The 13,612-nt window shown below is 64.3% G+C and carries 10 protein-coding genes; 4 read left to right on the top strand and 6 right to left on the bottom strand.

The features are described 5' to 3' along the window. The first annotated feature begins 123 nt into the window (after positions 1-123). Positions 124-516 (top strand): EF-hand domain-containing protein, encoded by a 393-nt coding sequence (locus tag CR492_RS06465; protein WP_102842903.1) that lies wholly within the window; start codon positions 124-126, stop codon positions 514-516. Positions 517-639: 123 nt separating this feature from the next. On the opposite strand, the gene CR492_RS06470 is transcribed toward CR492_RS06465, so the two are convergent. Together CR492_RS06470 and CR492_RS06475 are read right to left on the bottom strand one after the other, a co-directional pair. Then, entirely contained in the window at positions 640-918 is a 279-nt protein-coding gene (locus tag CR492_RS06470; RefSeq protein WP_102842904.1) for a hypothetical protein, read from the bottom strand. A gap of 118 nt (positions 919-1,036) precedes the next feature. Then, entirely contained in the window at positions 1,037-2,299 is a 1,263-nt protein-coding gene (locus CR492_RS06475; RefSeq protein ID WP_102842905.1) for a hypothetical protein, read from the bottom strand. Between the two features lie 402 nt (positions 2,300-2,701). Here CR492_RS06475 and rpsO point away from each other — a divergent pair, with 402 nt between their 5' ends. Together rpsO and pnp are read left to right on the top strand one after the other, a co-directional pair. Continuing rightward, on the top strand, positions 2,702-2,971 hold the full coding sequence (gene rpsO, locus CR492_RS06480; protein ID WP_012589318.1) for a 30S ribosomal protein S15: 270 nt from the start codon (positions 2,702-2,704) through the stop codon (positions 2,969-2,971). A 529-nt stretch (positions 2,972-3,500) separates the two neighbouring features. Further along, a complete protein-coding gene (pnp, locus tag CR492_RS06485; RefSeq protein WP_102842944.1) occupies positions 3,501-5,645 on the top strand; it encodes a polyribonucleotide nucleotidyltransferase in 2,145 nt (714 codons plus the stop codon). 87 nt (positions 5,646-5,732) lie between these two features. Here pnp and CR492_RS06490 read toward each other — a convergent pair whose 3' ends face one another. Next, positions 5,733-5,990 (bottom strand): LptE family protein, encoded by a 258-nt coding sequence (locus tag CR492_RS06490; RefSeq protein WP_102842906.1) that lies wholly within the window; start codon positions 5,988-5,990, stop codon positions 5,733-5,735. Between the two features lie 445 nt (positions 5,991-6,435). Then, the gene (locus tag CR492_RS06495) at positions 6,436-6,927 is read right to left on the bottom strand and encodes a MerR family transcriptional regulator (protein ID WP_102842907.1); all 492 of its coding nucleotides are present in this window, start codon (positions 6,925-6,927) and stop codon (positions 6,436-6,438) included. 424 nt (positions 6,928-7,351) lie between these two features. Between CR492_RS06495 and CR492_RS06500 the strand changes: the two genes are divergently transcribed. Continuing rightward, on the top strand, positions 7,352-9,868 hold the full coding sequence (locus CR492_RS06500; protein WP_146030188.1) for a tetratricopeptide repeat protein: 2,517 nt from the start codon (positions 7,352-7,354) through the stop codon (positions 9,866-9,868). Between the two features lie 12 nt (positions 9,869-9,880). Here the strand turns inward: CR492_RS06500 and pdeM are convergent, their stop codons facing one another. Then, the gene (gene pdeM / locus CR492_RS06505; RefSeq protein WP_102842909.1) at positions 9,881-10,600 is read right to left on the bottom strand and encodes a ligase-associated DNA damage response endonuclease PdeM; all 720 of its coding nucleotides are present in this window, start codon (positions 10,598-10,600) and stop codon (positions 9,881-9,883) included. Then, a complete protein-coding gene (locus CR492_RS06510) occupies positions 10,539-13,211 on the bottom strand; it encodes a ligase-associated DNA damage response DEXH box helicase (RefSeq protein WP_102842945.1) in 2,673 nt (890 codons plus the stop codon). The genes pdeM and CR492_RS06510 overlap by 62 nt, the downstream gene beginning before the upstream one ends. Positions 13,212-13,612: the final 401 nt, after the last annotated feature.

Below are 13,612 nucleotides of genomic sequence, written 5' to 3' on the forward strand. Positions count from 1 at the left end.
TATAGAAAAGTTCACTTCATAAGCGGGATTTTTTCCCATAAATTTTCTGTATTTTAGGGATTCACTCCTAGATTCCAATGTGTTATAGTTACGCTGTCGTAGAAAAGTGCATAGGTGATCTTTATGTCGTTCAAAAATACCGCAGCCGCTTCCCTTCTGGCTCTTTGCGTTGGGGCATTCGCCTTTCCGGCTTTCTCTGCCACGGCGAATCTGAAAGCGCTTGATCCCGACAATGACGGGACGGTCAGCTTGGCTGAAGCGCAGGCGGCGGGTCACAAGAAATTTTTGTCGCTTGATCCGGACAAGGACGGCACGCTCGACGCCAAGGAAGCTTCGACCGCCGTGCATGACTTCGCCGCCGCCGATCCCGACAAGGACGGCACCGTCGATGCGAAAGAATATGCGGCCGAGATCGAGGCGGCCTTCAAGAAGGCTGACCCGGACAAGGACGGCACGCTGGACGCAGCGGAATTTGCGACCCCCGCCGGCCAGAAACTTCTGAATCTCATCCAATAATTCAAGTCGGAGACAGGCGGCGGCCTTCATTCCGCCGCCTCTTCCATGCGCCTGCGCGGGACTGGTCTTGCGAGCTCGATCGGTCGTCACGACTGGGTCACAAATGCCCGAACTCAAGCAGCGCTAAGCAGCCGTCCTCCGCGCCCGCGCTTCGAGGATGCTCGCGCGCGCCTGCTCTGCGTCGCGGAGATGCTGGCGCTCCTCGCCCGTCTCGCCGATCAGGGCAATCGCTTCATCGATCAGCCCGAGGGCTTCGTCCAAAAGGCCTTCGCCGCTGCCGCAGCGCCATAACAATCCAAGCGCGTAAGCAAGGTTGATCTCGAGCTTTGCAACATCGATCGGCGCCAGCGCGCTTCGAACGACGAGCGCGCCGCGGTATGCGCCGGCGGCGCGGGTTAGCAATTCCTCCCCATATTGCGGATTTTGCGGATGCTCGTGCTCGCCGAGCGCCAGCAGCGAATCGCCAAGGCTGGCGCTGGTTGCAGCGAATCGGCAAGGCTCAAGCTCCGCCGATTCGTAGTCAAGCGCGCTCTGGAACGCATCGATCGCCAGTATGCGCGGGCCGCTGCCATAATTCTCCTGCTGATCTTCCTGCTCCGCCAGCGCTTCCAGCGCCAGGCCAAGGCTGTTTTGCCGCTGCGCCCATTCGCGGCGCGATCTCGGGCCGAAGTCCGGCGAGCGCGGCCTGATAGGCGGCGATAGCCTCGCGCAACTTCCCGCTGTCGCCGGTCCATGCGCCGGTCTTGGCGAGCACGTCGCCGAGAGAGCCTTGCGCCATAGCCCAAAGATCGGGCGCGCTATCCCGGGTCCACTCTCTCAGCGCCGCCCGATAGGCGTCTTCGGCCGGCTGCAGACGTTCGACCCCGCTTTCCAGATCGGCGAGACGTTGCAGCGCGTCGCCGAGATTGTGCTGCGTGCGCGCCCATTCGCAAGGCGATGAGCCAGCGGTCCATTCCTCAAGCGCGGCACGATATGAATCAACCGCCTCCTCGACCTTGCTGATTTCGGCGGCGCTGGCGCCTGAGGCGAGCAAGGCGTCGCCGCGATGAACCTGCGTCGCGGCCCAGGCGTGCGGCGCCCGTTGCCGAGGCACGAGGCTCAAGGCATGGTCGTAGGTCTCAATCGCCATCGAGAGGCTCTCGTCATTTCCATTATAAGTGGCGTCGCCGACCAGAGCGCGCGCCTGCTCCATGCGCAGCCGCCATTCCTCCTCACCCGAGGCCGCATCCTCGCAAAAGCGCGCCACAAGCGTCGCGGCGGCTCCAAAATTCTCGGCAGCGCCACGATAATCGAGATTGACCTGGTCGAGCGCCGCGGCTTCGGCATAGATCTCTGGGCTTTCCTGGCTGGCCTCGCGGCTTTTGCGCAATGCAGAGGCGGCGGCGCGGAAATCGCCGCGATCGACAAGCCTCAACGCCTCGGGGCAAGATTGCGTCAACCGCGTCCGCAGCCGCGCCAAGGTGTCAATGGCGGCCTCGCGGCGCGCCGCAAAATCCTCATCCTCCACTTTGGCGCCGCGCAGCATCGCCTCGATCGCCTCGCGGCTTACAGCGGTGACGCCCTTTCGCTCCGCTTCCGTCACCGGCCCGTCGCCCGGACAAAAATCGACGTCGGGCGGCAGGGTCCCCAGCAGCTTGCGCAGCATTTGAAATCCCACCAGCAAGGCGATCGCGCAGCAACCAAAGAGAAGAATAAATCTCTGGCTCTCGGCCGTCGCCAATTGCTGCGCGGAGTTGAAAAATTCATTTGCGGATCTCAACAACGCGGTGCCGATCGCGAACATGAAACAGGTCTCCTTCGGCCCCGCCAGAGCGCTTTGCGGTAAATTGCGCCAAATGCAAAAGCTTCCCGCCCTTCTTGCCGATCGGACTCAATCGATCCGATCGCAATCGGCGTCTATGCTTCATCTTATGCGGCGGACTCAAAGAAGGCGTGAAGAAATGCGATGAACAAGCTGTTCGGTAGACCGCTCCATTTGACGATAATTTGCCGTGTCTGCCCGGAGCCGGCGCGAGCGCGAGATCGACGCTTCCCCTGAACGCGCTTTCCTGTATAAGGGCGCTGCGCGATCCTCGCGCGCGCCACAAGCCCCACCGTGCTGGACGACATCCCGGCACGGCTGTGCTTTGGACAAAACCCGCCGAGCGCGCCACGCGTTCGCGCGATTGCTACGGAAAGGTTGCCGATGTCGATTACGCCAGAGCGCAAGCAGACGCTTGTCAAGGAATATGCCCAGAAATCCGGCGATACGGGTTCGCCTGAGGTGCAGGTCGCGATCCTGACCGAACGGATCGTCAATCTGACCGAACATTTCAAAACCCATGTCAAGGACAACCATTCGCGGCGAGGTCTGTTGAAGATGGTCTCGCAGCGCCGTCAGTTACTTGACTATGTCAAGAATCGCGACGAGCCCCGCTACAAATCCTTGATCGAGCGCCTCGGTATTCGGCGCTAGCCTAAGGGCGGCGAAATGCCAGCCGATCTTTCGGGCCGACTCCGGCTTGAATGCTCAGGCGATGGTTTGATCTGGTTGAGGCCGGGCCCATCCCGTCTAAGCGACAGTCCGCGTGGCTGCAGCGTGGCAGTTCAACGCCACGCCACAGAATTTGCGCCATTGCGTAAGCCGGCGGGCAAGATCATAACTTTCGCGGGACAATCTCGGCAAAACTCCGGCGTGCGGCTCGCAAGAGTCCCTCGCGCCCGCAGATGATCTGCCAACGGCAGAATCATAATGCAAATGAGAGACTTAAGCGCGCGCTTTAAATTCCGATCGGAAAAGCGCCCGCTTCAAAATGCGAGGCGAGCGCGTCAGAAGCGCAGGCCTCTCTAAAGGACGCGGCGGCATGGGGCCGTCGGTCTTCCGGCGAAGCAACGCGCCACGGCAGGATCGCCAGGCGCTGTCACGGGCTTTCGACGCCCCCCGACAGCCTCTTGCCATCTTGCTTTGGCATGTCTTCGCCTTTCATCTCAAGAAAGACGAATATATGTTTGAAATCCATCGCGAAGAACTAGACTGGGCCGGCCGAAAGCTCACCCTCGAAACTGGCCGGATCGCCCGCCAGGCCGATGGCGCCGTGCTCGCCACCTATGGCGAAACGACCGTCCTCGCCACGGTCGTCTCGGCGCGGACGCCGAAGCCGGGAATCGATTTCTTCCCGCTCACCGTCAATTATCAGGAAAAAACGTTCGCCGCCGGGCGCATCCCCGGGGGTTATTTCAAGCGCGAGGGCCGTCCGTCCGAAAAGGAGACGCTCGTCTCACGCCTGATCGACCGCCCGATCCGGCCGCTGTTTCCGGAAGGGTATCGCAACGACACACAGGTCGTCGTGACCGTGCTGTCACATGATCTCGAGAACGATCCCGATATCCTCGCTCTCGTCGCGACGTCGGCGGCGCTGACGATTTCCGGCATACCCTTCATGGGCCCCGTTGGCGGCGCGCGCGTCGGCTACATCAACGGCGCGCTGAAACTGAATCCGACCGTCGACGAGCTGAAGGAATCCGCGCTCGACCTCGTCGTCGCCGGCACGGGCGACGCCGTCCTGATGGTCGAATCGGAAGCGAAGGAATTGTCCGAGACACTGATGCTCGAGGCGGTCATGACCGGCCATCGCGGTTTCCAGCCGGTGATCGACGCGATCATCCGCCTCGCTGAAAAGGCGGCAAAGGAGCCGCGCGATCTCGCCGTCGCCGACAAAGCCGACGTCGAGGCGGCCGTGCGCGACATTGCCGAAGGCGAACTGCGCGAAGCCTACAAGATCACCGCCAAGCAGGAGCGTTACAAGGCCGTCGACGCCGTGAAGGCGAAGGTCACGCTGGCCCTGTTCCCGGAAGACGCCGAGCCGCGTTTCTCCAAGGAGAAAGTCGCCGAGGCGTTCCACGATCTTCAGGCCAAGGTCGTCCGCTGGAATATTCTCGATCTTGGCGTTCGCATCGATGGACGCGACCTCAAAACCGTACGTCCGATCGTCGCCGAAGTCGGCATTCTGCCGCGCGCCCATGGGTCGGCGCTGTTCACCCGCGGCGAGACGCAGGCGCTCGTGGTTGCGACGCTCGGCACCGGCGAAGACGAGCAATATGTCGACAGCCTGGAAGGCACCTACAAGGAGCGCTTCCTGCTGCACTATAATTTTCCTCCCTATTCCGTCGGCGAAACCGGCCGAATGGGCTCGCCCGGCCGTCGCGAGATCGGCCATGGCAAGCTTGCGTGGCGCGCGGTCCGGCCGATGCTGCCGACCGCGGCCGAGTTCCCCTATACGATCCGCGTCGTCTCCGAGATCACGGAGTCGAACGGCTCCTCCTCGATGGCGACGGTATGCGGCTCCTCGCTGGCGCTGATGGACGCTGGCGTGCCGCTGAAGCGGCCGACCGCGGGCATCGCCATGGGCCTCATCCTTGAGGGCGAGCGATTCGCCGTTCTGTCCGATATTCTTGGCGATGAGGATCATCTCGGCGACATGGACTTTAAGGTCGCCGGCACGGAAGAGGGCGTCACCTCGCTGCAGATGGATATCAAGGTCGCCGGCATCACCGAAGAAATCATGAAGGTCGCGCTCGATCAGGCAAAGGGCGGCCGTCTGCATATTCTCGGTGAAATGTCGAAGGCGCTGACGGGCGCCCGCGCCGAACTCGGCGAGTTCGCGCCGCGGATCGAAACCCTGAAAATCCCGACCGACAAGATTCGCGAAGTCATCGGAACCGGCGGCAAGGTCATTCGTGAAATCGTCGAAAAGACCGGCGCCAAGATCAATATCGAGGACGACGGCACGGTAAAAGTCGCGTCATCGGACGGAAATTCGATCAAGGCGGCGATCGCCTGGATCAAGTCGATCGCCAATGATCCGGAGGTCGGCCAGATCTACGAAGGCACGGTCGTCAAGGTCGTCGATTTCGGCGCGTTCGTGAACTTCTTCGGATCGAAAGACGGCCTCGTGCATATTTCGCAGCTCGCCAAGGGACGCGTTGCGAAATCCTCGGACGTCGTCAAAGAGGGCGAAAAGGTCAAGGTGAAGCTGCTTGGCTTCGATGATCGCGGCAAGGTGCGCCTGTCGATGCGCTATGTCGATCAAGAGACGGGCGAAGATCTCGAAGCCAAGGAAAAGGCGGAGCAGCAGGCTGCCGTGGATTAAGCGGACGCTGCTTTCACGAAAATCAACAAAAAGGGGCGCCGCTGCGGCGCCCCTTTTTCATGTCAGCTCAAGATCCAAAGAAGCTGCTCAATCCCGGTCCATGGCGATGCGTATAAGCCGTTCCTTGAGACAGTCGACGCCGCCAAGCATGGCGTAGCTGCCGACCGAGCCGGCGTAGGAATAGGAGACGACCTTGTCCCTGTGGACATAGGCTCCGGCAAAACCGCGGATTTCGCCGGATCTGGCGGCTTCCAGCAGACGCTCCAACTCCTCGACAACGGTGGGATTGGGCTCCGAAGGCGGCGGGATGATATCGCCGCGAAGGCTGATGACTTTTTCTGACATTTTGGACCGCTGGGAATGACAATCCTGTGAACGAGCCAAGCAAAGCAACATCTGCGCCAATAAGCCGGTCTGCAACAAGATGCGGCGATCGTCGCTCCAGCCGGCGCCGTTGACAATCGACGAGGGGCCCGCACAGCCTCATCCCCGAATTGGGCGCAGGACATCTCGATTTCCTCGGCATCGGCAGGGGTCATTGCTTAGCCGATCGGAAACGTCTTATTTGGTACGCTCGTGGGATCGCTTGTCGCTTTTCGGACCAAGGCCTTGAGCAAAGGCCTTCATCGCCGAGGCGTCCTAACTCCGGCGCTTCATTGCATCGACGTCTCCGCACCATGAAGATGCTTTAGCGCAGGAGCGATCCCAGAACGGACCCCGCAGCGCAGCCGATTGGCGTTCGCTCGCTGCGGGCCTCGCGCCGGGCCAGCCATTCTCGTCCGCTTCGGCCTCACGCAATAGCCCCAAGGAACTTGGTCTCGACAAGACGGCAATGCGCTTTGCGCAGCTCCATGATCGCCGCGTCGAGCTCCTGGCGCTGGCGTTCGAGGAACCCTATCTGGGCGATGATCTGCTCAGGCGGGAGCGCCATTTCCAGCTCCGCCGCCTCCAGCAATTCACTCTGCGAGGCCAGCATGGCGCTGATCTCAGCGAGCGTAAATCCGAGCTGCTTGCTTTTGAGGATCATCTTGAGATTGCGCCTTTCGCGCTCCTCGTAAAAGCGCATCGCGCCTTCCCGCTTCGGCCTCAGCAGGCCGCGGTCTTCGTAGAAGCGCAAGGCGCGGATGCTGACTCCGAAATCGCGCGCCATTTCGCGGATCGTGCTCGCCGGAGCCGGTGCGGAAGACTGCGAAAACCGCTCGCCGGACGAAGCTGCGCGGTGATCCTCCCCGATCGCGATATTCGCGCGACCGCGTGGGTCCCGTTCCAGATGCGTGTGCATTGAAGCCTCCGAAATATCTTAGCCGAGCCGCGGGAAGTCAAAATCCGCTCGTGTCGACAATCTGCGATTGCATAATTCCCAGACACAATCATTCATTCGACGGGCGCCATGATCACGCGCCAAGCTGACGTCAGGCTGAAGCCGCAGAGTTGGGGCTTAACTCTTTGTTCACCTCGAACTTACACCATCGAGGGCGAGCGCCGAACCTCGCGCGCTTGCGCCTTTGATCTTTTGAGCTTTGAATGTTTGCGGCGCGGGGGCGCGGCTATTGTCTGTTCAAGATTCACAAACTGGCTTCGGGCGAGCATCGGCGATGCGGTCGAACGAAAGCGATAGCAAAGCGGAAAACGCGTCGCCTCGGCGCGCCGCTTCTGATGGCGCCGATGAGGCGGCGGCGTCGCTGGAAAGCTGGCTCCGTCGCGCGATGACGAAGATCGCCGCGCACGGAGCCGACAAGAGCGCGCCGGTTGATCTGACGGATGGTCTCGCCGCCATGGCGGCCCTGCTGAACGAGGCGGCGCGCGGCCTCCCCCGCGGCGACGCCCAGCAAATGTTTTCCGCCGAAACCGAGGCTGAGGACACGGGCCGCCGGGGCGGAGCCCCCGCCCACAGAGCGCAAAATGCAAGGACTCGCGCAAGATCCGAATTGACGGCCCGGCTCGACGAACTCGAGCGCCTCATCCGCGCCGGCGCCGCGGCCGCTCTCGACCCTTCCCTGCGGCTCGCGCTTGAGGATATCGAGGCGCGCCTCAGGTCGTCCGGGGACCTCCGGCCGGATGGGGACGATCCATCCGGCCGCGGAACGCGCTCCGGGACAGGCGCTCCGGCGCAAGCGCTCGACGCGCCACGGGAGTCAGCCGATTCCGAAGGCGAAATCAGCGGCCTGCAGGCTCTGACTGAACGGCTGCGCGATCAGCGTTTTGAGCGGGAGGCGTCCCGCGCAGGGATAGACGTTGAAGGGGCGGCGGGACCGGTTGCGGCCGCGATCGAGACGCTCGCGCCGCAGCTTCGCGCCCTGACGCGCCAGATCGAGTCGGCGCAGCGTCAACTCGACGAGAAAGTCGAGACCGGGCTGCAATCTCTATCCTTGAAATTGGACGCGGCGCGCGAGCAGGTCCCCGGCGATCTGGCGACGGACGCCCTCGAGCAGAAGATCGCGGCGATCACGCGCCGGCTCGAGACGGCCGATCTCGGCTTCGCCTCGATCGGCCATCTTGAGCAAACCATCGCCCGGCTCTCAGAACAGCTCGGCCGGAGCGCCGAGGGCAAGGACCGCCCCCTTGATCCGGGCGCCGCGGCGCGCGAAGAAGCGGACCGGCGCGTTCATCTCGCGCTCAACGCGGTGCAAGAGGCCGTCGGCCAGATCGCCAATCGGCTCGCCCGCATCGAGGCCGATATCGGCGAAGCTCGCCCTGCCCGCGACGCGTCTACGGAAGAGCCGGCGCGCCTGACGGCGCCCGTGGCTTTGGCGCCAGCTGAAATCCTGGCGGTTCACGCAGCCGACAGCGAAAGCCGCTCCGATGCGGCAGGGGACGATATTCTGATCGAGCCGGGGGCCGGTCTTCGAGAGCGCATTGGCGCGCCGCCGGACCATCTCGCCGCCGTCATCGGCCAAACTGCCGGGGACCCCAGCGGGGTTCGTTCGCCTTTGCTCGCGGCGACAAAATCGTGGGCGCCGCATGATCGGCAAGCGGAAATGCCGGCCGGCCCGCCGCCCGATCGCGCGCCGGCGCCGAAGCAGGGTTTCTTTGCGACCCATCGCGCTTCGCTCGTGGCTGGGCTCGCCGCTGCTTGCCTCGCCTTCGGCGTCATCGCCCTGGCGCAAACCGGCGCCCTCAAACCCGTGCGGCCAGCGGCCCTTTTGAAGCCGGCGGGCGAAGCCGGGACAAACCACAACGCCGCGAAAGCGGCTGTGGCGCCGGGCGCCGCCCAAGCCGAAGCCGAAGCCGCTCGTCCTGCCGCGCCGCAGGACGCCAAGGCCAGCCCCAAGCAGCTCGGCGCGAGCGCTCCAGCGAAACCTCAGGACCCGAAGCCTGCCGATCTCAGCCTGTTCGATCCGGCGGCGCTCAATGCCGGACAGGCGGGCGCGATCCACGCCGGGGCCGCGCCGGGCGGCGCGGACCAATCCGCGACGCCCCTGACGAGGGTGATCGCCGGGAGCGAACCCATTCTGTTTGAAGGCGTCATCGCGAGAGCTGAACCGGCGACGGCGCCGGGCGGCGTTTTCTCATCCTCCCTCTCGCCTGCCTCGCTCTTGAAATCCGGCGCGCCGCTGGCCTTGGCGCCAGCCAATCTGGCGCGGCTCGCCGGGACGCCGCTTGACGATCTGCGCGCCCGCGCCGCGGCAGGCGACGGCGCGGCGCTATTCGAACTTGGCGCGCGCTATGCCGACGGACGGACGGGCGTACAGGATCTCACCCTCGCTGCGGACTATTATGCGAAGGCCGCCGGCAGCGGCCTCGCGCTCGCGCAGTACAGGCTGGCGACGATGATCGAAAAGGGCGCCGGCGTCAGCCGCGATCTTGGCCGCGCCAAGGCGCTCTATGAAGCGGCGGCGGCGCAGGGCAATGTGCGCGCAATGCACAACCTCGGCGTTCTTGCCGCGCAGGGCGCCGGCGCCGCGCCCGACTATACAACAGCCGCCGCCTGGTTCGAGCAGGCCGCGAAATTCGGCGTCCGCGACAGCCAGTTCAATCTCGCGGTTCTTCTGGCGCGCGGTATGGGAACAGCGCCCGACGGCGGCCGCGCCTATGTCTGGTTCTCGGTCGCGGCGGCAAGCGGCGACGCGGAGGCCGACCGCAAGCGCGCCGATATCGCCGCAAAGCTGTCGCGCGAAGACCTCGACGCCGCCAAGGCGGCCGTTCTTTCCTTCAGGCCGCAGACGCTCGATCCGCTGGCGAATGAGTTGAGCCTCACCTCAAGCCGCGCCGCGCGTAACTGATCCGGTTCTGGCTCAGTCCGGCAGGCAGAGCCGATGCGGCACGGCATAGACGGCGCTGCGGCCAATGACATGGGCGAGCACTGGCTTTCCTGCTTCACCATCGAACAGCGCGTCGAAGGCCGCGTCTCGCACATTGAGCCCTCCCGCGAAGGCGCCGAAGGCCGGCAGGACACAGCGCGAGCCGTCGCTGACAAAGCTGCGGCCTCGTACGCTGCCGCCGCGGCCTGAGAGTTTGGCCGCGGGGTGCAGATGACCAGCGATTTCGCCGCGCCCGCGCGCTGCAGACGGCTCGTGGCGAAAAAGGATCGATCCGATCGCGAGTTCGCCCCGCGCCTCGCCTGCGAGGCCAGCGGGCGGCGCCGGATCGTGATTGCCGGCGATCCAGATCCAGTCGCGGCCGCGCTGCAGCGTCGCAAGAGTGCGGCGGTCGCCGGAATCGAGGCGCTCGCCCGCGCCGCCATCGTGGAATGAATCGCCAAGAGCGACGACGCGGCGCGGCTGGTAGAGACCGATCAGATTGCCGAGGGCGGCCAGCGTCGCGGCGGTGTCATAGGGCGGCAGAAAGACGCCGCGCACCGCAAAAGCGGAGCCCTTTTCAAGATGCAGGTCGGCGACGACGAGCAGGTTTTCGGACGGCCAGAACAAAGCGCCCGAAGGATCGGCCAAAAACTCAGCGTCGAGGACCGGAAGCGCGGCGGCTCGTTGAGGGCTTTTTCGCGCGGCGTCCCGCATTGTCCGGGGGCGTTCCTTTTGGGCTTGCGCTTTCGCGCAGGCGCGGCTCGGTTGCTGGCTTTGGTCGACCATTTCCCAATCTGGACACATTGGCAAGCTCGGGCCGCCCCGGCGCGCTATCCGCGAGCACTTCGTCCACAAGGGCTTTCGCCGCCTGCGCAAGCGTTTCGTCCTGCGCCTCGCCATAGACGGTTTCGCGTCCAATCTCGAGAAGGATCGGAACTGCCAGCGGCGAGACGCGCGGCAACGCCTTGTGGATGGTCCGCCCCTGCGCGCGCGCCAGCAGCCCGGCCAGCCGTTCGAGGTCGAGCAGCCCCGTCGCAGCGTCGGCCTTCGCCGCCTCGAGCAGGATATGGCCCGGCTCGAAGCGACGCAGCACATTGTAGATGAGGTCGGTTGAAATCTTGACCTGCCGCCCCGTCTTGCGCCGGTCGAGAACATTTCGTTCAATCAGCCCCGAGACAATTGCGCAGTTGCGGAAGGTCCGCTTCATCAGGGCCGATTCTTCCAGCCATTCTTCGAGATCGTCGCCGAGCATGTCCTGGCTCAAGAAATCCGCGAGCCGCATGGCGCCCGTCTCGAATAGCGCGCCGACGTCGGTCAGCGACCAGACGCAAAGCGCGTAGTCATTGGCGACGAATCCGAGCGGCTTCAGTCCGGCGCGCTCCATCCGGCGCGTCAGCAGCATGCCGAGCGTCGTGTGGGCGAGACGCCCCTCGAACGGATAGAGCGCGAGATAATAGCGCCCGCCGCGCGGAAAGGTTTCAACGAGTAGCTGGTCGGCCGGCGGCAGGGCCGAGCGCCGGCGCTGCAGATCGAGCCAGCCCGCCACCTGCCCCGGCAGCGCCCCCCACGAGGACTCCTCAGCAAGAATGCGCCTGACGCGCATGGCGAGATAGGTCGAGAGCGGAAATTTGCCGCCGGCGTAGGAAGGAATTTTCGGCGCGTCGGCATTGGCGCGCGAGACGATCGCCTCATTCTCGACGACGCCCTGAAGCCGCAGGATCTCGCCGCCGAACAGAAAAGTGTCCTGCGGCGCCAGCATCTCGATAAAATATTCCTCGATCTCGCCAAGGACGCGCCCGGTCCGCCGCAACGGCCCGGTGTAGCTCGCCGAAGGCTTCGCGCCGCCCGGAACAAGCCGCACCTTCAGGAGGTCCGCCTCGACGATGGTTCCGACATTGAGGCGGTAGCTCTGGGCGACGCGCCCGTTGGCGATGCGCCAGCGTCCATCCGCGGTCTGTTTGATTTTGGCGAAACGGTCGTAGCTTTTCAGCGCATAGCCGCCCGTAGCGACGAAGTTGAGGGCGGCGTCGAACTGTTCCGGCAATAGCCGCGCATAGGGCTCCGCCGAGCGTATTTCCGCAAACAACTCGCCTGCGTCGAAGGGGCCGGCGCAGGCCATGCCGAGAATATGCTGGCATAGAACATCGAGCGCGCCGGAGCGCGCCAACGCCGTATCCTGCGCGCCTTCGTTTGCGGCGTCGACGGCGGCGCGGCACTCCAGCACTTCAAACCGGTTGGCCGGCACGAGGATCGCGCGGGAGGGTTCATCCAGCCTGTGATTGGCCCGGCCGATGCGCTGGGCGAGGCGGCTTGCGCCCTTCGGCGCCCCGACATTGATGACGAGATCGACGTCGCCCCAGTCGACGCCGAGATCGAGCGTCGACGTGCAGACAACGGCCTTCAGCCTGCACGACGCCATTGCCTCCTCGACCTTGCGGCGTTGCGCGACATCGAGCGAGCCGTGATGTAGGGCGATTGGCAGCCCATCTTCATTGCGCCGCCAGAGCTCCTGAAAAATATACTCCGCCTGCGCGCGCGTATTGACGAACACCAGCGTCAGCTTCGCGCCCTTGATCGCCGCGTAGATTTCGCCGAGCGCGTGGCGCGCGCTGTGCCCGGCCCAGGGCAGATGCTCCGCTGTGTCGAGAATGGAGAGGTCTGGCGCAGCGCCCCGGTCGGCGACGACCAAAGCGGCGCTCGAATTCCGCGTCGTCTGCGCCGTCAGCCAGCGCTGCAACTCGGCCGGGTCGCGCACCGTCGCCGACAGGCCGGTCGCCGTCAGCCCGGGAGCGATGCGTCTCAGGCGTGAAAGGCCGAGGCAAAGCAGATCGCCGCGCTTTGAGGCGGCGATGGCGTGGAGCTCGTCAAAGATGACGCGGCGAAGGCTCGAAAAGAGGGTCTGCGAGTCGGGTCCGGCGAGAAGCAAGGCAAGCTGCTCCGGCGTCGTAATCAGAATATCCGGCGGATCACGCCGTTGGCGCTGGCGCCGCGCCGCCGATGTGTCGCCCGTGCGCGTTTCAACCCTGACGGCGAGGCCCATCTCTGCGATCGGGATTTCAAGATTGCGATGAACGTCAACCGCGAGGGCCTTCAACGGCGAGATATAGAGCGTGTGCAGGCCCTGCCTCTTCTTTTGCCGGTCAAGCTCGATCAGGGTCGGGAGAAATCCGGCGAGGGTTTTGCCGGCGCCGGTCGGCGCGATGAGCAAGGAGTCGGCGACGCCGGCAAGGCCGAGAAGCTCGAGCTGGTGCCGACGCGGCGCCCAGCCTCGGGCGACGAACCAGGACAGGAAGCGCGGCGGCAATTCCAGATCGGGATCGGTCACGGCGCGCTCCAAAACGCCGGCGTTAGCCGGTCTGCGCCTGAGATAAGCGTCTTTTTGCAAATCTCACCTCCGCGAGCCCTGATCGGCTCGACGGAATGGACGAATGCATCGCGTTCTCGGTCATTTGAACCATTCCCGCCTGCATTCATTCATTACGGGTTCAGTATCGGGCTCTCATATTTGGGCGGAAGGCGGCGTTTCGAGCCGCAAATGAGGAGATTTCGATGATCAGCAGATTGAGGACTGGCGCGATGGTGGCCGTTTCCTCTCTGGCGCTGGCGCTGCCGGTCGCGACCGTTTCGACGCCGGCTGCGGCGCAGGGCTGGCATGGCGGCGGATGGCACGGCGGCGGCGGCGGATGGCGCGGCGGCGCCGGCGGGTGGCATGGTGGCGGCTGGGGC

This window comes from Methylocella silvestris (assembly GCF_002891535.1).
Taxonomy (GTDB): Bacteria; Pseudomonadota; Alphaproteobacteria; order Rhizobiales; family Beijerinckiaceae; genus Methylocapsa; species Methylocapsa silvestris_A.